The organism is Nonomuraea sp. 10N515B (assembly GCF_052245915.1).
Classification (GTDB): Bacteria; Actinomycetota; Actinomycetes; order Streptosporangiales; family Streptosporangiaceae; genus Nonomuraea.
Window position 1 is genome coordinate 409,849 of record NZ_JBQQBQ010000002.1, and the last position, 16,694, is coordinate 426,542.

At 72.3% G+C, this 16,694-nt stretch carries 14 protein-coding genes; 10 read left to right on the top strand and 4 right to left on the bottom strand.

Annotated elements, in window-relative coordinates:
* Window positions 1-25: 25 nt before the first annotated feature.
* Window positions 26-568, bottom strand: a complete 543-nt coding sequence (locus ACTWQA_RS04310; protein ID WP_443157989.1) for an RNA 2'-phosphotransferase — start codon at window positions 566-568, stop codon at window positions 26-28.
* Between the two features lie 367 nt (window positions 569-935).
* Between ACTWQA_RS04310 and ACTWQA_RS04315 the strand changes: the two genes are divergently transcribed.
* The 7 genes from ACTWQA_RS04315 (at window position 936) to ACTWQA_RS04345 (ending at window position 8,477) form a co-directional block, all read left to right on the top strand.
* Window positions 936-2,132 (top strand): alpha/beta hydrolase, encoded by a 1,197-nt coding sequence (locus ACTWQA_RS04315; protein WP_443157990.1) that lies wholly within the window; start codon window positions 936-938, stop codon window positions 2,130-2,132.
* Window positions 2,133-2,260: 128 nt separating this feature from the next.
* Window positions 2,261-4,999 (top strand): Na+/H+ antiporter subunit A, encoded by a 2,739-nt coding sequence (locus tag ACTWQA_RS04320; protein WP_443157991.1) that lies wholly within the window; start codon window positions 2,261-2,263, stop codon window positions 4,997-4,999.
* The gene (locus ACTWQA_RS04325) at window positions 4,996-5,808 is read left to right on the top strand and encodes a Na(+)/H(+) antiporter subunit C (RefSeq protein WP_443157992.1); all 813 of its coding nucleotides are present in this window, start codon (window positions 4,996-4,998) and stop codon (window positions 5,806-5,808) included. The genes ACTWQA_RS04320 and ACTWQA_RS04325 overlap by 4 nt, the downstream gene beginning before the upstream one ends.
* Entirely contained in the window at window positions 5,805-7,370 is a 1,566-nt protein-coding gene (locus tag ACTWQA_RS04330) for a Na+/H+ antiporter subunit D (RefSeq protein WP_443157993.1), read from the top strand. Before ACTWQA_RS04325 ends, ACTWQA_RS04330 begins: the two co-directional genes overlap by 4 nt.
* Window positions 7,367-7,870, top strand: a complete 504-nt coding sequence (locus ACTWQA_RS04335) for a Na+/H+ antiporter subunit E (RefSeq protein ID WP_443157994.1) — start codon at window positions 7,367-7,369, stop codon at window positions 7,868-7,870. Before ACTWQA_RS04330 ends, ACTWQA_RS04335 begins: the two co-directional genes overlap by 4 nt.
* Window positions 7,867-8,127: a monovalent cation/H+ antiporter complex subunit F gene (locus ACTWQA_RS04340; protein ID WP_305920394.1), complete on the top strand. Its 261-nt coding sequence runs from the start codon at window positions 7,867-7,869 to the stop codon at window positions 8,125-8,127. Before ACTWQA_RS04335 ends, ACTWQA_RS04340 begins: the two co-directional genes overlap by 4 nt.
* Complete coding sequence (locus ACTWQA_RS04345; protein ID WP_305920395.1) at window positions 8,124-8,477, top strand: monovalent cation/H(+) antiporter subunit G; 354 nt, start codon at window positions 8,124-8,126, stop codon at window positions 8,475-8,477. The genes ACTWQA_RS04340 and ACTWQA_RS04345 overlap by 4 nt, the downstream gene beginning before the upstream one ends.
* A 40-nt stretch (window positions 8,478-8,517) precedes the next feature.
* Here the strand turns inward: ACTWQA_RS04345 and ACTWQA_RS04350 are convergent, their stop codons facing one another.
* From ACTWQA_RS04350 to ACTWQA_RS04360, 3 genes are read right to left on the bottom strand one after another with little or no spacing between them, the layout of a single operon-like run.
* A complete protein-coding gene (locus ACTWQA_RS04350) occupies window positions 8,518-10,548 on the bottom strand; it encodes a xanthine dehydrogenase family protein molybdopterin-binding subunit (protein ID WP_443157995.1) in 2,031 nt (676 codons plus the stop codon).
* Window positions 10,545-11,513: an FAD binding domain-containing protein gene (locus ACTWQA_RS04355; RefSeq protein WP_443157996.1), complete on the bottom strand. Its 969-nt coding sequence runs from the start codon at window positions 11,511-11,513 to the stop codon at window positions 10,545-10,547. The genes ACTWQA_RS04350 and ACTWQA_RS04355 overlap by 4 nt, the downstream gene beginning before the upstream one ends.
* On the bottom strand, window positions 11,510-12,010 hold the full coding sequence (locus ACTWQA_RS04360) for a (2Fe-2S)-binding protein (protein WP_443157997.1): 501 nt from the start codon (window positions 12,008-12,010) through the stop codon (window positions 11,510-11,512). The genes ACTWQA_RS04355 and ACTWQA_RS04360 overlap by 4 nt, the downstream gene beginning before the upstream one ends.
* 115 nt (window positions 12,011-12,125) lie before the next feature.
* Between ACTWQA_RS04360 and ACTWQA_RS04365 the strand changes: the two genes are divergently transcribed.
* From ACTWQA_RS04365 to recD2, 3 genes are read left to right on the top strand one after another with little or no spacing between them, the layout of a single operon-like run.
* The gene (locus ACTWQA_RS04365; protein ID WP_443157998.1) at window positions 12,126-13,265 is read left to right on the top strand and encodes an acetate/propionate family kinase; all 1,140 of its coding nucleotides are present in this window, start codon (window positions 12,126-12,128) and stop codon (window positions 13,263-13,265) included.
* Window positions 13,262-14,518, top strand: a complete 1,257-nt coding sequence (locus ACTWQA_RS04370) for an erythromycin esterase family protein (RefSeq protein WP_443157999.1) — start codon at window positions 13,262-13,264, stop codon at window positions 14,516-14,518. The genes ACTWQA_RS04365 and ACTWQA_RS04370 overlap by 4 nt, the downstream gene beginning before the upstream one ends.
* A gap of 36 nt (window positions 14,519-14,554) precedes the next feature.
* Complete coding sequence (gene recD2 / locus ACTWQA_RS04375) at window positions 14,555-16,687, top strand: SF1B family DNA helicase RecD2 (protein ID WP_443158000.1); 2,133 nt, start codon at window positions 14,555-14,557, stop codon at window positions 16,685-16,687.
* Window positions 16,688-16,694: the final 7 nt, after the last annotated feature.

A 16,694-nucleotide genomic window follows, 5' to 3' on the forward strand; every position in this document is an offset into this window, starting at 1 on the left:
TGGGACCACCAGCCCGCGGCGTGCTTCACGACGGGAAGCGCAGGTAGCCGGGCGGCACGTGATCGACCAGCCACACCCCGTTCGCGCTGCGCCGGAACACGTGCCCGTCCGCGTGCATCTCCCCGGCCCCCACCACCAGCACGACCGGGACGCCCCGCCGCGCCCCCACTCGCGTCGCCGTCTCCCGGTCGGGTGACAGGTGCACGTGATGGCGGCTCATCGGCCGCAGCCCCTCATTCTTGATCGCCCCCACGAACCGCGCCACGGTCCCGTGATAGAGCACCTCGGGCGGCTCGACGGCGGGCAGGTCGAGATCCACCGGCACGGAGTGTCCCTGACTGGCCCGGATCCTGCCGTCCTCGAGCGCGTAACGCCGTTTGTCGTTGGACTCGACGACCTGCGCCAACTCAGCCGCCGTGATCGGGAACCCGTGCTCGGCGGCGGCCCGCAGCAACTCCTCGACCGGCACCCAGCCGTTGGCGTCGAGCGTGATGCCGATGCGCTGCGGATCGTGCCGCAGATGCCGGGCCAGATATTTCGAAACGCGTATCACACGCCGCTCATCCATCACCCGCCATGCTCTCGCGCCCGCTGCTTCCCGTCACCTGGTTTCGCCCGCTGCCCTGCCCCGCCAGGTAAGGGGCGTCCGCGCGGCTTGCAAGTGATCTATTCCAGCTTGCTTAAAGGGGCTCGCAAGAATTCTCCTTCACCTTTTGTTCATGCGACGCTCAATCAAAATCATTGCGCCTGCCCTCGCAGGCTTGATCGCCGTCACCGGTCTCGCCGGTACGGCTCCGGCCGCCGCGGCCGAAAAAGCGGGCGGCTACTACGGTCAACGCTTGAGCTGGACCTCCTGTGGCGACGGGTTCGAATGCACGAAATTACGCGTGCCACTGGACTATTCGAATCCCAGTGGCAAGCAGATTAAGATCAGCATGATCCGGCTCCCGGCGACCGGGAAAAAGATCGGCTCGATCGCGCTGAACTTCGGCGGTCCCGGCGACTCGGGGGTCGACCATCTCAAAATCGACAAATCGGCGGTGTCGGCGGCCGTCCGGCAACGTTTCGACGTGGTCAGCTTCGATCCGCGCGGCGTCGGCCGGTCCTCGCCCGTGCGCTGCCTGCCGCCGCTCGCCATGGACGCCTATCACGCCGCCGACGGGACCCCTGACACCAAGGCGGAGATCAAGCAGGTCAAGCAGTGGGAGAAGGCGTTCGCCAAGGGCTGCGAGGTCAACTCCGGCAAGCAACTGCTCAAGCACGTAGGCACCGGCGAGGCGGCACGGGACATGGACGTCATGCGTTCCGCGCTGGGCGAGAAGCGCCTGACGTACTTCGGCTGGTCGTACGGCACCTACCTCGGCACCAGATACGCCGACCTGTTCCCGACCAGGATCCGCGCCATGGTGCTCGACGGCGCCGAGGACCCGAGCCAGACCGGCGAGGAGTTCGGCCGGTCGCAGGCCGCCGGCTTCCAGGTGGCCGTGGTGTCGTTCCTGCGCGACTGCTTCAAGGCCAAGGACTGCCCGTTCACGAAGCGCACGGTCGCCGCGGCGGACAAGCGGCTGCGGGCGCTGTTCAAGCGGGCCGACCGGGCGCCGCTGCGCAACACCTACGACGGCAGGCAGGTCACCGAGTCCCTGGTCAGCACTGCCGTGATGCAGGCGATGTACTCGAAGGCCTACTGGCCGTTCCTGCGCCAGGCGCTGGGCGCGGCCTTCAAGGGTGACGGCACGCTGTTGCTGAGGCTGGCCGACTCCTACAACGGCCGGCTGCCCGACGGCACGTACAGCAACCTGCTGGAGGCGAACAGGGCCATCATGTGCGTCGACCACCCCGAGTCCGCCTGCCCGTACTGGCCGGTCAAGGGCACCAGGTTCACCAGGAAGGTGCGGGCCAAGGGGTCGCCGCCGATCGTGGTGGTGGGCACGACCCGCGACCCGGCGACGCCGTACCAGCTGGCCAAGAGGCTGGCCGCGCAGCTGGACCACGGGGTTCTGCTCACGAACGACGCCGACGGCCACCTCGCCTACCAGGGCGGCACGTCCTGCCTGGAGCGGCAGATCGACCACTACCTGATCACGACCCGCGCGCCGCGCCCCGGAGCCTGCGCCGCCGCTGCTCAGACCTGACCTTCGCGTCCAGTCCTGGGACTGGTGACATTCGGGTCAACCCCCGCCGTGCCTGCGTCGCGGCGGGGGTCGAAGCATGGAGATTGGGCGGACGTAGCCGGAAAAAGTACGTCCCGCCTGAGGAGCCCATGGAGCCGCTGGAGTCGCTGCTCATCCTGCATGCGGGGGCGGCCATCTGCGCTCCCTGGCTGGCCCGCCGCATGGGCCGCGGCTCCTTGGCCCTGCTGGCCCTCGCTCCGGCGGCCGCCTTCGGCTACACCCTGTGGCTCGTCCCCGGGGCCGCCTCCGGCCACACCCCGAGCGTGCCGCAGGAGAGCCAGGGCGCGAGCTGGGCGATGGGCATGGAGCTGTCGTTCCGGTTCGACGCGCTGGCGGTGCTGATGATGACGCTCGTCACCGGCGTCGGCGTGCTGGTGCTGGTCTACAGCGCGCGTTACTTCCCCGAGGGCGACGACGGGCTCGGGCGCTACGGCGCAGCCATGGTGGCCTTCGCCGGATCGATGCTGGGGCTGGTGACGGCCGACAACCTGCTCCTCCTGTACGTGTTCTGGGAGCTGACCACCGTCTTCTCCTACCTGCTGATCGGGTACGACCCGGAGAGCCGGATGAGCCGCCAGGCGGCGATGAAGGCGCTGACCGTCACCACGTTCGGCGGCCTGGCCATGCTGGGCGGGCTCGTGCTCACCGGCCAGGCGGCGGGCACGTACCGGATCTCCGCGCTGACCCCGGGAGACCTCGGCGCGGTCGCCGCCGTGCTGATCCTGACGGGGGCGCTGGCGAAGTCGGCGATCTTCCCCTTCAGCATGTGGCTGCCGGCCGCCATGGCCGCGCCCACCCCCGTGTCGGCGTACCTGCACGCGGCCGCCATGGTGAAGGCAGGCGTCTACCTGGTGGCCAGGCTGGCCCCGGTGGCCGGCGACATGCCGCTGTGGCGGGCGGTGGCGGTGCCGCTCGGCGTGCTCACGATGCTGCTGGGCGGCTGGCGGGCGCTGCGCGAGACGGATCTCAAACGGCTGCTGGCCTACGGCACGGTCAGCCAGCTGGGCTTTCTCATCGTGCTCTTCGGCTCGGGGGCCGCGCTGGCAGGGGCGGCCATGATGGCGGCGCACGGGCTGTTCAAGGCGGCGTTGTTCCTGGTGGTGGGCATCGTCGATCATGCGGCGGGCAGCCGGGAGACAGGCGAGCTCAGCGGGGTGGGGCGGGCGATGCCGTGGGTGTGCGCGGTGGCGGTGCTGGCGGGGGCGTCCATGGCCGGGCTGCCGCCGCTGGCCGGTTTCGTCGGCAAGGAGGCCGCTCTGGAGGCGCTGCTGCACGACCCGATCGTGCTGGCGGGCGTGGTGGCCGGGTCGGCGTTGACGGCGGCGTACACCCTGCGCTTCCTGTGGGGGGCGTTCGCCGTCAAGCCGGGCGTGGCGGAGCGGCCGGTGCACCCGGTGCCCGCGGCCATGTTCGCGCCCACGGCGTTGCCGGCGGTGCTGGGCCTGGTGCTGGCGCCGCTGGCCGCCCGGTTCGGCACCTGGTACGGCGGCGGCCACCTGGCGCTGTGGAGCGCGCACGCGACACCTCTGCTGCTGTCGGCGGGGGCGCTGGCCGCGGGCGTGGCGTTGTTCCTCGCCAGGGAGCCGGTGGCCAGGGCGGGCGCGGCGCTGCACGTGTACGACACCGGTCAGCTGTTCTGGGCGCTCATCCGCCGCCTGGACCGCTTCGCCCTCCAGCTCACCGGCCTCATCCAGCGCGGCTCCGTGCCCGACTACCTGATGCTGACGCTGCTGGCCATGGTCGGCGTCGGCGTGTTCTCCCTCCTGCACGGCGGCGTGCTGCGCGTGGACGTGCCGATCACCGGCTGGCAGCGGCCCGAGCAGCCGATCGTGGCCGTCCTGACGATCGCGGCGGCGGTGCTGGCGCTGTTCGCCCGCGCGTACGTCTTCCTGGCCGTCATCGTGGGCTTCACCGGGTACGGCACGGCGCTGCTGTTCCTCGCGCACGGCTCGCCCGACCTGGCGCTCACCCAGTTCCTGGCCGAGACGGTCGCCCTGGTCCTGTTCGCGCTGGTGTTGCGGCGGCTGCCGATCGAGCCGGTCAAGGGCAGGCTGCCGATGCCGCTGCGCGCGGCGATCGGACTGGCCGTGGGCGTGATGGCCACGGGCGCCGCCGTGCTGGCGATGGACGCGCGCGGCACGGAGCCGGTCGGCGCGCTGATGGAGGCGGCGGCGGAGCAGGCGGGCATGCGCAACATCGCCGGCGCGCTGATCGTCGACATCCGCGCCTGGGACACCCTGGGCGAGAGCACGGTGCTGGTCGTGCTGACCCTGGGCCTGACCAGCATGGTGTTCCTGCGGCGCAGGTCGTACCGCATCGAGCCGGGCGAGCACCCGCCCGCCGAGCGCACGCACTGGCTGGCGGCCACGCTGCCGCCGGGACAGCGGGTGATCGCGTTCGAGGTGACGGCCCGGCTGACGTTCCACACGGTGCTGGTGTTGTCGGTGTACCTGCTGTTCATCGGGCACAGCGCGGTGGGCGGCGGGTTCGCGGGCGGCATCGTGGCCGGGCTGGCGATCATGGTGCGGTACCTGGCGGGCGGCCGCAACGAGCTGGCCACGGCGGTGCCGGTGCACGCGGGCGTGCTGATGGGAGTGGGGCTGACGCTGTCGGCGGGGACGGCGCTGGCCGGCCTGCTGTTCGGCTCGGCGGCTCTGGACATGCTCGCCGCCGACGTGAGCGTGCCGCTGATCGGGCACGTGCACGTGACGACGGGCCTGCTGTTCGACCTCGGCGTGTACGTGTCGGTGATCGGCATGGTGCAGGACATCCTGCGCGGCCTGGGCGCCGAGCTGGACCGGCAGATCGACGCCGGGGAGAACACGTGACCGTGTCGCTGCTGCCCCTGGCGGCGTGCTGCGCGATGCTCGCGGCCGGGGTGACGCTGCTGCTCGAACGCAGCCTGGTACGGGTCCTGGCAGGCGTGATCATGCTGGGCAACGGGGTGAACCTGCTGATCGTGACCGCGGGCGGCGACGCCGGCGGCCCGCCCTTCACCGGGACCCAGGGCATGGCCGACCCGCTGCCGCAGGCCATGGTGCTGACCGCCATCGTGATCACCCTGGGCATGACGGCGTTCCTGCTGGCCCTGGTGCACCGCTCGTGGCAGCTCACCGGCAGCGACGAGGTCCAGGACGACACCGAGGACCGGCGGGTGCGGCTGCGGGCCCGGCGCGGCGAGCTGAGCGACGCCGTGCGCCGCAGGCAGGACGCCTACCGGCGGCTGGTCGCCGAGCAGCGGGCCGAGCTGGCGCACCTGGAGGCCGAGCAGGCCGAGCGGGAGCGCCTGGAAGAGGCCGACCTGGAGCGGCGGATCTCCCGCGTGCACTTGGAACTGGAGCGCTGGATGCGCGAGCACCGGCAGCTCGGGGTGTCGGAGGAGGAGATCCAGGATCACCTGGAGGCGGCCGGGCAGCGCGAGGAGGCCGCCGTCACGGACAACGTGCTGCGCATCGAGGAGCTGCGGGAGGAGCACGCGCGCCGGCGCGAGGCGCAGGCGGCCAGGGAGCGGGAGCTGCGCCGCAGGCTCAGGACGCGCCAGCGGGAGGCGCTGCGGCAGATGCGGGCGGCCATCAGGGACGAGCGGACGCGCCAGGCCCTGGCGCAGGACCCGGAGCTGGAGGGCGAGGACTCGTGACAGCGCACACGATCGAGAGCCTCGTCTGCGTGCCCGTGGTGCTGCCGCTGCTGGCGGCCGGGGTGAAGCTGGCCATCGGCGGGCGGCTGCGGCACCTGCAGGCGCTCATCAGCATCGTCACGCTCGGCGTGTCGCTCGTGGTGTCGGCGCTGCTGCTGGTGACGGTGGACGCGGGCGGCCCGCTGGTCACCGAGCTGGGCGGCTGGCCGTCGCCGGTCGGGATCTGCCTGGTCGCCGACCGGCTGTCGACGCTGCTGCTGGTGGTGTCGTCGGCCGTGACGCTGTGCGTGATGGTGTACTCGGTGGCCAACGCCTACGACGTGCAGGAGCACGACGCACCGATGGCGATCTTCCATCCGGCGTTCCTGGTGATGGTGGCGGGGGTGGCCGACGCGTTCCTGTCGGGGGACCTGTTCAACCTGTTCGTGGCGTACGAGCTGCTGCTGAGTGGCTCGTACGTGCTGCTCACGTTCGGCGGCACCGAGTCCAGGATCCGGGCGGGCGCCACGTACACGCTGATGGCGCTGGCCTCGTCGATGGTGTTCCTCATGGCGCTGGCGATCACGTACGCGGCCACGGGGACGCTGTCGATGGCGCAGCTCGCGCTGCGGTTCACCATGCTGCCCGAGCAGGTGAAGCTGCTGGTGGAGCTCATGCTGCTGCTGGTGTTCGCGATCAAGGCGGCGATGTTCCCCATCTCGGCGTGGCTGCCGGACTCCTACCCGACCGCGCCCGCCCCGGCCACGGCCGTGTTCGCCGGGCTGCTCACCAAGGTCGGCGTGTACTCGCTCATCAGGCTGGAGGCGCTGCTGTTCCCCGGCGGGCCGGTCTCGGCGTTGCTGATGTGGGTGGCGCTGGCCACGATGCTGACGGGGGTGCTCGGCGCGGTCGCCCAGACCGACATCAAACGGATGTTGTCCTTCACCCTGGTCAGCCACATCGGGTACATGGTGTTCGGGGTGGCGCTGGCCACGGTGGCGGGCATGGCCGGCGCGATCTTCTACGTGGTGCACCACATCACCGTCCAGACCGGGTTGTTCCTGGTGACCGGGCTGATCGAGCGGCGTACCGGCACGACGTCCGTGACCGGGCTCGGCGGCCTGATGAAGACGGCGCCGCTGATCGCCGTGTTGTTCTTCGTGCCCGCCATGAACCTGTCCGGCATCCCACCGATGTCAGGCTTCCTGGGCAAGCTCATGCTGGTGCAGGCCGGCCTGGCCGACGGCGGGGCGCTGGCCCGCCTGCTGGTGACCGCGGGGCTGCTGACGAGCCTGCTCACTCTGTACGCGGTCGCCAAGACCTGGGGCAAGGCGTTCTGGCGCGCCCCGCGGGAGGCCAGGACGGGCACCGTGGTGGAGAGCGAGGAATACACCGGCCAGGAGCCGACGGTGACCACGACGACGCTGCCCGTGGCGCTGTCCGGGCCGGTGGCGGCGCTGGTGACGCTCGGGCTGTCGTACACGGTGCTGGCCGGGCCGCTGTCGGCGCTGGCGCAGCGGGCGGCGGGGGAGCTGCTGGCGCGCGGCCCGTACATCGAGGCCGTGCTGGGGAGGGACCGGTGAAGGCGCGGCTGGCGCTGATCGCCTGGCTGGTGCTGGTGTGGGTGACCCTGTGGGGCGACGTGTCGGCCGGGAACGTGCTGGGCGGGGTGGCGGTCGCGCTCGTGGTGACGTGGCTGCTGCCGCTGCCCATGCTCGACCCGGGCATCAGGGTCCGCCCGGTGGCGCTGGCGCGCTTCCTGGTGTGGTTCGGCTGGGACATGGTCGTCTCGACCGCGCGGGTGGTGATGTGGGTGTTCCGGCCGGGGCCGCCGCCGACCCTGTTGGTCCGCGTGCGGCTGCGCACGTCGTCGGACGCCATGATCACGATGATCATGGCGGCGCTGGCGAACGTGCCCGGCAGCCTCATCGTGGAGGCGTACGTCGGGGAGCGGTGCCTCATGGTGCACGTGCTCGGCCTGCCCGGCGACGCCGCCGAGGCCGTCCGGGCCGAGGTGGCCGCGCTGGAGTCGCGCATCGTGGCGGCGTTCGGCACCTCGCGGGATCGGGAGGAACTGGGATGATGCCGGTGTACGTGGTGACGCTCGTCCTGCTCGGATGCGCGGCGGCGCTCACGCTCTACCGGGCGGCGCGCGGCCCGTCGATGCTGGACCGGGCGGTGGCGCTCGACACGATGACGGCACTGGCGATGTGCGGGGTGGGGGCGTTCGCCGTGGCCACGGACGACTATGCGGACCTGCCGATCCTGCTGGTGCTGTCGCTGCTGGGGTTCGTCGGGTCGGTGTCGCTGGCCAGGTTCTTCTCGGGGAAGTCGCGGTGAGCCCGCTCGACGGGGCGGCCGCGGCCTGCCTGCTGCTCGGCGCGCTGCTGGCGCTGTCGGCCGGCGCCGGGCTCGTGCGCTTCCGCACCACCCTGGACCGCATGCACGCGGGCACGAAGCCGCAGGTGGCGGGGGTGCTGCTGGTGCTGCTCGCCATGTGGCTGCACCGGCCCACCTGGGCGACGGCGGGACCGCTGCTGCTGGTGGGGGCCGCTCAGGTGGTCACCGTGGCGGTCGCGGCGTACATGGTGGCGCGGGCCGCCTACGCGCGTCAGTCGTCGCGGGACGACGGCGCCGCGGCGCCGCCCGAGGACGGGGACGGCACGGCGCTGCCGCCCGAGGACGGCTGATCGTCGGACCGGTTGAGCGCCGCCTTCCCTCCCAACCGGGTCAAAACCGTGGCATGAGAATCTTCGCCGGGGTGATGGGGAGGTCGCGGACGCGGTGGCCGGTGGCGTGGTGGACGGCGTTGCCGATGGCGGCCGCGGTGCCGACGATGCCGATCTCGCCGATGCCCTTGCTCCCCATCGGGTTGAGCCGCTCGTCCTGCTCCTCCAGCCAGACCGCCTCGATGCTCTCGACGTCGGCGCAGGCGGGCACGTGGTACTGCGCCAGGTCGCGCCGGAGGAAGCCGCCGAACTCCTCGTCGGTCTGCGTTTCCTCCATCAGCGCCATGCCCAGGCCCATCGTCATGCCGCCGATGAACTGCGACCTCGCCAGCTCGGCGTCCACGATGTGCCCGGCGGCGAACACGCCGAGCAGGCGTGACACGCGTACCTCACCGGTCACCGCGCTGACCCGGACCTCGGCGAACTGGGCGCCGAAGGCGTGCCTGGCCAGCCGCGTGTCGGCGGCGACCTCTCCGGTGGTGTCGGCGCGGCCCTCCTTGCCGTTCTTCATCAGCTCCTCGCAGGCGCGCACGATGGCCGACCCCCACGAGGCCGTGCCCATCGAGCCGCCGGCGACCGGCGCGGCCGGCAGGTCGCTGTCGCCCAGCTCCACGTGCACCCGGTCGGGGGCGACGCTGAGCGTCTCGGCCGCGATCCTGGTCAGCGCGGTACGCGCGCCGGTGCCGATGTCGGTGGCGGCCACCTGAATGAGGAAGTCGCCGTCCTGCATCGTGGCCAGGGCCTGCGACGGCATGCGCCTGGCCGGGTAGGTGGAGGCGGCCACGCCGGTCCCGACCAGCCACTCTCCTTCCCGCCGGACGCCCGGCGCCGGGTCGCGCCGGTCCCAGCCGAAGCGGCGGGCGCCCTCGCGCAGGCAGGCGACCAGGTTGCGGGAGCTGAAGGGCAGGCCGCTGTCCGGCTCGGTCTGCGGGTCGTTGCGGATCCGCAGCTCGACGGGGTCGAGGCCGGCGGCGTAGGCCAGCTCGTCCATGGCGGATTCGAGCGCGTACATGCCGGGGCACTCGCCGGGGGCGCGCATCCAGGACGGGGTGGCCACGTCCAGCCTGACCAGCCGGTGCGCGGTCCGCAGCGCGGGCGCGGCGTACATGACGCGGGCCGGGGTCGCGGTCTGCTCGGCGAACTCCACGAGCGTGGAGCTCTGCTCGTACGCGACGTGCTCCAGCGCGGTCAGCCGCCCGTCGGCGTCCGCGCCCAGGCGCAGCCGCTGGATCGTGGGGGTGCGGTAGCCGGTGACGTCGAACATCTGCTGCCGGGTCAGCGCGACCTTGACCGGCCGGCCCACGGCCCTGGCGGCCAGGGCGGCGAGCACGGCATGCGGCCGGGTGGTGCCCTTGCTGCCGAAGCCGCCGCCGACGTGCCTGGAGACGACGCGGACGCGGTTCGGCGGCAGGCCGAGCGTCTTGGCGATGATGTCGCGGTCGATGGAGGCGCCCTGCGCCGAGTCGTAGACCAGCAGCCTGCCGTCGCCGGCCCACAGGGCGAGGGCGGCGTGCGGCTCCATCGGGTTGTTGTGCAGGACCGGGGTCGTGTACGTCACGTCGACCGTGGCCGCGGCCTCGGCCAGGCCCGCCTCGAGGTCGCCCTGCTCGGTGTCGGCGGGGTAGTCAGGGTTGACGACCTCCGGCCGGTAGAGGCCGGGGTGGTCGGCGCGCAGGCCGACGTCGTGGTCGGCGGGCTCGTAGGCGACGCGGACGGCGTCGGCGGCGGCGCGGGCGTTCTCGTAGGTGTCGGCGATCGCGGCGGCGATCAGCTGGCCGCGGTAGGCGACGTCGCGGCTCTGGAACAGGGCCAGCTCGGCGTCGGCGTCCTCGGCCAGCTCGGGCGGCTCCTCGACGGACAGCACGCCCAGCACGCCGGGCATGGCGAGCGCCCGGCTCGCGTCCACGTGGGTGATGCGGCCCTTGGCGATGCGCGACTGCACGGGATAGGCGTAGGTGACGCCCTCGACCGGGTATTCGGCGGCGTACGTGGCCAGCCCGGTGACCTTGACGCGGCCCTCGACGCGGTTCACGGCGTGAGCTCCTCGAGCGTGCTGACGATGAGGTTGCGCGCCAGGGGGACCTTGAAGGCGTTGCGCGGCAGCGGGCGGGCCTGGGCGAGCTCGGCCTCGGCGGCGGCCAGGAACGCCGCGCCGGTGGCCGGGCCGCCGATGATCGCCTCCTCGGCGCGTTCGGCCCGCCAGGGCGCGTGGGCGACGCCGCCGAGCGCGATGCGGCAGCCGGCGACGATCCCGTCACGGACGTCCATGACGGCGGCGATGGACACGAGGGCGAAGGCGAACGACGCGCGCTCGCGTACCTTGCGGTAGGCCGAGGCGCCGGGCGGCGGCGCGGGCAGCTCGACGGCGGTGATCAGGTCGCCGGGCTCCAGGACGGTGTCCTGTTCGGGCGCGTCGCCGGGCAGGCGGTGCAGGCCGGGCATCGGGATGATGCGGTCCCCTGCCGGCCCGGTGACGTGGACCTCGGCCTCCAGCGCAGCCAGCGCGACGGCCAGGTCGGAGGGGTGGGTCGCCACGCAGGCGTCCGAGCGGCCGAGCACGGCCAGGTTCGCGTGGTCGCCCTCGATGGCGGGGCAGCCGGAGCCGGGCCGGCGCTTGTTGCACGGCCTGCTCACGTCCTGGAAGTACGCGCACCGGGTGCGCTGCAGCAGGTTGCCGGCCACCGTCGCCATGTTGCGTACCTGGCCGGAGGCGCCGCTGAGCACCGCGCGGGCCAGCATCGGATAGCGGGCGTGGACGAGCGGGTCGGCCGCCAGATCGCTGTTGCGTACCACGGCGCCGATCCGCAGCCGGTCGCGGATCTGCTCGATCGCGTCGAGCGGCAGGCGGCTGACGTCCACCAGGCGGTCGGGCTCGGCCACGCCGAGCCGCATGAGATCGACCAGGTTGGTGCCGCCGCCCAGGTACATGGCGCCCGGCCGGAACCGGCGTACCGCGTCCGGCGGGCTGTCGGCGCGGGCGTACTCGAAGGACCTCACCGCGCCGCCTCCGTCACCGTGCCGGCGATCGCGCTGACGATGTTGACGTAGGCGCCGCACCTGCACAGATTGCCGCTCATCCGCTCCCTGATCTCCGCGGGCGTCAGATCGGGGTCGACCAGGACGTCCTCGGTGACGGCGCTCGGCCCGGGCTCGCCGAGCATCCCGGTCGCCGAGCAGAGCTGCCCCGGCGTGCAGTAACCGCACTGGAACGCGTCGTGCTCGATGAACGCCGCCTGCAGCGGATGCAGCTCGTCACCGCGGGCCAGGCCCTCGACGGTGGTGATCTCCGAGCCCTCCACCGCGACCGCCAGCGCCAGGCAGGAGTTGGCCCGCCGCCCGTCGATGAGCACCGTGCAGGCCCCGCACTGGCCGTGGTCACACCCTTTCTTCGCGCCGATCAGCCCCAGCCGTTCGCGCAGCAGGTCGAGCAGCGACATCCGGGGGTCCACGTCCACCGCGCGCGGGACGCCGTTGACCTGAAGGGTGATGTTCATGGCGCTTCGACTACCCGGCGTCCTCACGAGACAACCTCTGACCGCGGTAAAGGCAGATCGGCTATTCGTCCGGATACGTCCGTTTTGTGGTGGCAGTGGCGGGTAGCCGAGCCCCATGAGCGGGGCGATCGAGGAGCAGATGGCCGAGCCGGCGGCGATATTGACCGTCAACGCCGGTTCGTCGAGCCTGCGCCTCGATCTGGTGCAGGGCGGGAGCGTGCTGGACAGCGCCCACGCCGAGCGCGCCGTCGATCCCGCCACGGCCAGGGACGAGGTGTCGGCCTTCCTCGGCGGGCATTTCGACCGCGACATCCGGGCGGTGGCGCACCGGCTGGTGCACGGCGGCGAGATCGTGCGTACCCCGACGGTGGCCGACGACGAGACCGTGACGGCGCTGCGTGAGGTGAGGAGTCTGGCGCCGCTGCACCTGCCGCCCTCGCTGGCGCTGCTGGCGGCGGCCCGCGAGGAGCTGCCTGCCGTGCCGCACGTGTTGTGCCCGGACACCGCTTTCCACGCCGGCCTGCCGGCGGCGGCCGCCACGTACGCCCTGCCGCGGGAGTGGCGCGAGCGGCACGGCCTGCGTCGTTACGGCTTCCACGGCCTGTCCTACGCGTGGGCCGCCGACCGGGTGGCCGAGCTGCTCGGCCGGCCCGTGGCCGAGCTGGAGCTGGTGCTGGCGCACCTGGGCGGCGGATGCTCGGTGTGCGCGGTCTCGGGCGGGCGCAGCCTGGACACCTCGATGGGGTTCACGCCGCTGGACGGCGTGCCGATGAGCAAACGCTCGGGCAGCGTCGATCCCGGGATGCTGGTGTGGTTGTTGTCCGAGGGCCACCTGTCGCTGGAGGAGCTGGGCGAAGGACTGGAACGGCGATCCGGGCTGCTGGGCCTGTCGGACGGGCGGTCGGGGGACACCAGAGACCTGGTCGCCGCCGAGCGGGACGGGGACGAGGCGGCCGCGCTCGCGCTGAGCGTGTTCGCCCACCGGGTGAGCAGGGAGATCGCCGCCGTGGCCACGTCGCTCAGCCGTATCGACGCGCTGGTGTTCACCGGGGAGATCGGCTGGGACCAGCCCGAGGTGCGCGAGGCGGTGTGCCGCCGCCTCGGCCTGCTCGGCGTCCAGCCGCCCGCCGGCGGCAACCGCCACGAGGACGGCCCGGTCAGCGCGTACGGCGTCCCTGTCATGGTGGTCCAGGTGCGGGAGGAGCTCCAGCTCGCCCGCGAATGCCTCCAAGTGCTCGCGGAGGAGGAGGAATGACGAGCATCGACGAGGTGCGGAGCTCCGCTCTGCCGCTGACCCGCACCGACGACCTCGACCCGCTGCTCGAACGCATCGGCGACGCCCGGTTCGTGCTGATCGGCGAGGCCAGCCACGGAACGCACGACTTCTACGCCTGGCGGTGCGACCTGACCCGCCGGCTGATCGAGGAGAAGGAGTTCACCTTCATCGGAGTCGAAGGGGACTGGCCCGACTGCGAACGGGTCAACCAGGCCGTCACCGCCGACACCGACCCGTTCGAGGCCCTGTACGGCTTCGCCCGCTGGCCGACGTTCATGTGGGCCAACCACGAGGTCGTGGACTTCTGCCGCTGGCTGCGGCTCTGGAATGCCAAACTGCCGCACCCCGAGCGCTGCGGCTTCTACGGGCTCGACGTCTACAGCCTGTGGGACTCCCTGCGTGCCGTACGCCATTACGCCGCCGCCCACCTGCCCGCGCAACTGGAGGCGGTGACGGACGCCCTGCACTGCTTCGAGTCCTACGGGCACGACCCGCAGCAGTACGGACTGGCCACCCGGCTGGTGCCGGACACCTGCGAGGACGAGGTCGTGAACCTGCTCGCCGCGGTGCGCAGGGCGGCGCCCGAAGACCTCGGCGTGCGGCAGAACGCCGAGATCGTGGCCGGCGCCGAACGCTACTACCGGGCCATGGTCCGCGGCGGCCCCGAGTCCTGGAACGTCAGGGACGTGCACATGGCCGACAGCCTGGACCGGCTGGCGAGCATGCGCGGCCCCAAGGGGATCGTGTGGGCGCACAATACGCACGTCGGCGACGCCCGCGCCACGGACATGGCGGCTGCCGGGATGACCAATCTGGGACAGCTCGCCCGCGAACGGCACGGCGACGCCGTGGTGCTCGTGGGCTTCGGCAGCCACCGGGGTTCGGTGGTGGCCGCGGACCGGTGGGGCGCGCAGCACCACGTCATGCCGGTGCCGGCCGCGCGCCCGGCGTCCCTGGAGGCGCTGCTGCACGAGGCGGACCTGCCCGACGGCCGGGCGCTGTTCGTCGTGCCCGCCGGCTCCAGGCCGATGTGGTACGACGAGCCCATGGGGCACCGGGCCATCGGCGTGGTGTACCACCCGGAGCGGGAGCGCTGGGCGAACTACGTGCCGACGGTCGTGGGCCGCCGCTATGACGCCTTCATCTGGCTGGACCACACCAAGGCGCTGCATCCGCTGCACGGCGAACCGTGGGGCGACCTCGAGCCGGAGACCTATCCGACCGCCATGTGATGCCGTTTGTCGGTCGCGGGTGGTTTGATCTCTGCTGTGGAGGCGTCGGTCGAGCAGCTCGTCTACGTCCGGGAGGACGAATACACCGTCGCGCGCATGAGCGCCGACGGCATGGCCGACTTCGTGGCCACGGGGCGGGCCCTGGCCGGGGTGCAGCCGGGCGAGACGCTGCGGATCTTCGGCGACTGGAGCCGGCATCCGCGTTACGGCCGGCGCTTCGCGGTCACCGGCTGTGAGCGGGTGACGCCGTCGTCGGTGCGGGCGATCCGCATCTACCTGGGGTCGGGGCTGGTCAGGGGGATCGGGTCGCGGCTGGCGTACGCGATCGTCGACCACTTCGGCGAGGCCACGCTCAAGGTCATCGACACCGAGCCGCAGCGGCTCACCGAGGTCGTCAACATCGGGCCGCTGCGGCAGGCGCAGATCGTCGAGGCGTGGCGCGAGCAGAAGGCGATCGCCGCGCTGATGGTGACGCTGCAGGGGCTCGGGGTCAGCCCGCTGCTCGCGGCCAAGATCTACCAGGCGTTCGGGCAGGACGCCGACGAAGTGCTCGCCACGGACCCCTACCGGCTGATCGGGCGGGTGAGGGGCATCGCCTTCCGCATCGCCGACCGGATCGCGCTGCAGGCAGGCGTGCCCGAGCGCAGCCCCCAGCGGGTCAAGGCGGCGCTGCTGGACCGGCTGGATGCGGCCGCCACCCGCGACGGGCACTGTTACCTGCCGGTGCCCACGCTGGTCGCTCAGGCGGCGGAGCTGATCGAGCAGGAGCAGGACCTGGTGCGGCCGATGCTGGACGCGCTCGTCGCCGAGCGCCGGCTGGTCGTCGAGACCTCGCCGGCCCAGCCGGGACAGATGGTCGCCTACGCCAAACACGTGCACGCCCGCGAGGGCGCGCTCGCCGCCCAGCTGGCACGGCTCGCGCAGGCGCGTTCGACGCTGCCACTGCGCGCCTTCCACGAGGACCCCACGCTGCACGACGATCAGCGCGCGGCCGTCACCATGGCGCTGACCAGCACCGTTTCGATCATCACCGGCGGACCCGGGTGCGGCAAGAGCCACACGGTGAAGGCCATCGCGACCATCGTCAGGGCGGGAGGCGGCACGGTCACCCTCACCGCCCCGACCGGCAAGGCGGCCAAACGCCTTTCCGAGCTGACCGGGCTGCCGGCGATGACCGTGCACCGCATGCTCGCCCAGCAGCCCGACCCGGACCCGGAGACGCTCTTCGACGAGCGGCCGTCGCAGGCCGACCTCATCGTCGTCGACGAGGCGTCCATGCTCGACCTGCACCTGGCCACCCGGCTGGCCGCCGCCGTCCCGGCGGGCAGCCACCTGCTGCTCATCGGCGACAGCGACCAGCTGCCCAGCATCGGGGCCGGCGACGTGCTGGCCGACCTGCTGCGGGTGCCGGAGATCGCGCGGGTCCAGCTCACCCACGTCTTCCGCCAGTCGGGCGGCAGCGGCATCATCGACGCCGCCTACCGCATCCGCGCCGGCCGCATGCCGGTGACGCCGGGACGGGGCGGGTTCTGGTTCGAAGAGCTGGACGATCCCGAGCAGGTCGCCCGGCGCGTCGCCCACCTGGCCATGGTCGCGATCCCGCGCAAACAAGGCGTCGAGCCCGGCCAGGTGCAGGTGCTGTGCCCGATGCGCAAGGGCGAGACGGGCGCCACCGCACTCGGGCGACTCATCCAGGACCAGCTCAACCCGGCCGCCGACGACAAGCCCGAGCACTGGTCGGGGGCGACCGTGTTCCGGGTGGGCGACCGGGTCATGCCGATCCGCAACAACTACGACAAGGGCGTCTTCAACGGCGAGACCGGGACGGTCACGGACGTGGAGCCGGCCGAGCGCACGATCACCATCAGGACCGATGACGGGGAGAGCGTGCACTACGGGTTCGACGAGCTCGACGATCTGACCCACGCCTACGCGATCAGCGTGCACCGTTCGCAGGGCAGCGAATACCCGTTCGTGGTCGCGCCGATCGTCGCCGAGTCCGGCGGGATCATGCTGCGCCGCAAGCTCCTCTACACGCTGGTGACCCGGGCCAAGGCCTGGGTGGTGCTGGTGGGGCAGCGTGAGGCGCTGGAGCTGGCCGTGCACCGGGTGGGCCACCGCCGCAACACGGGCCTGGCGCGCCGCCTGTCCCTGGCCCTGGAGCCCTGACCCCTGC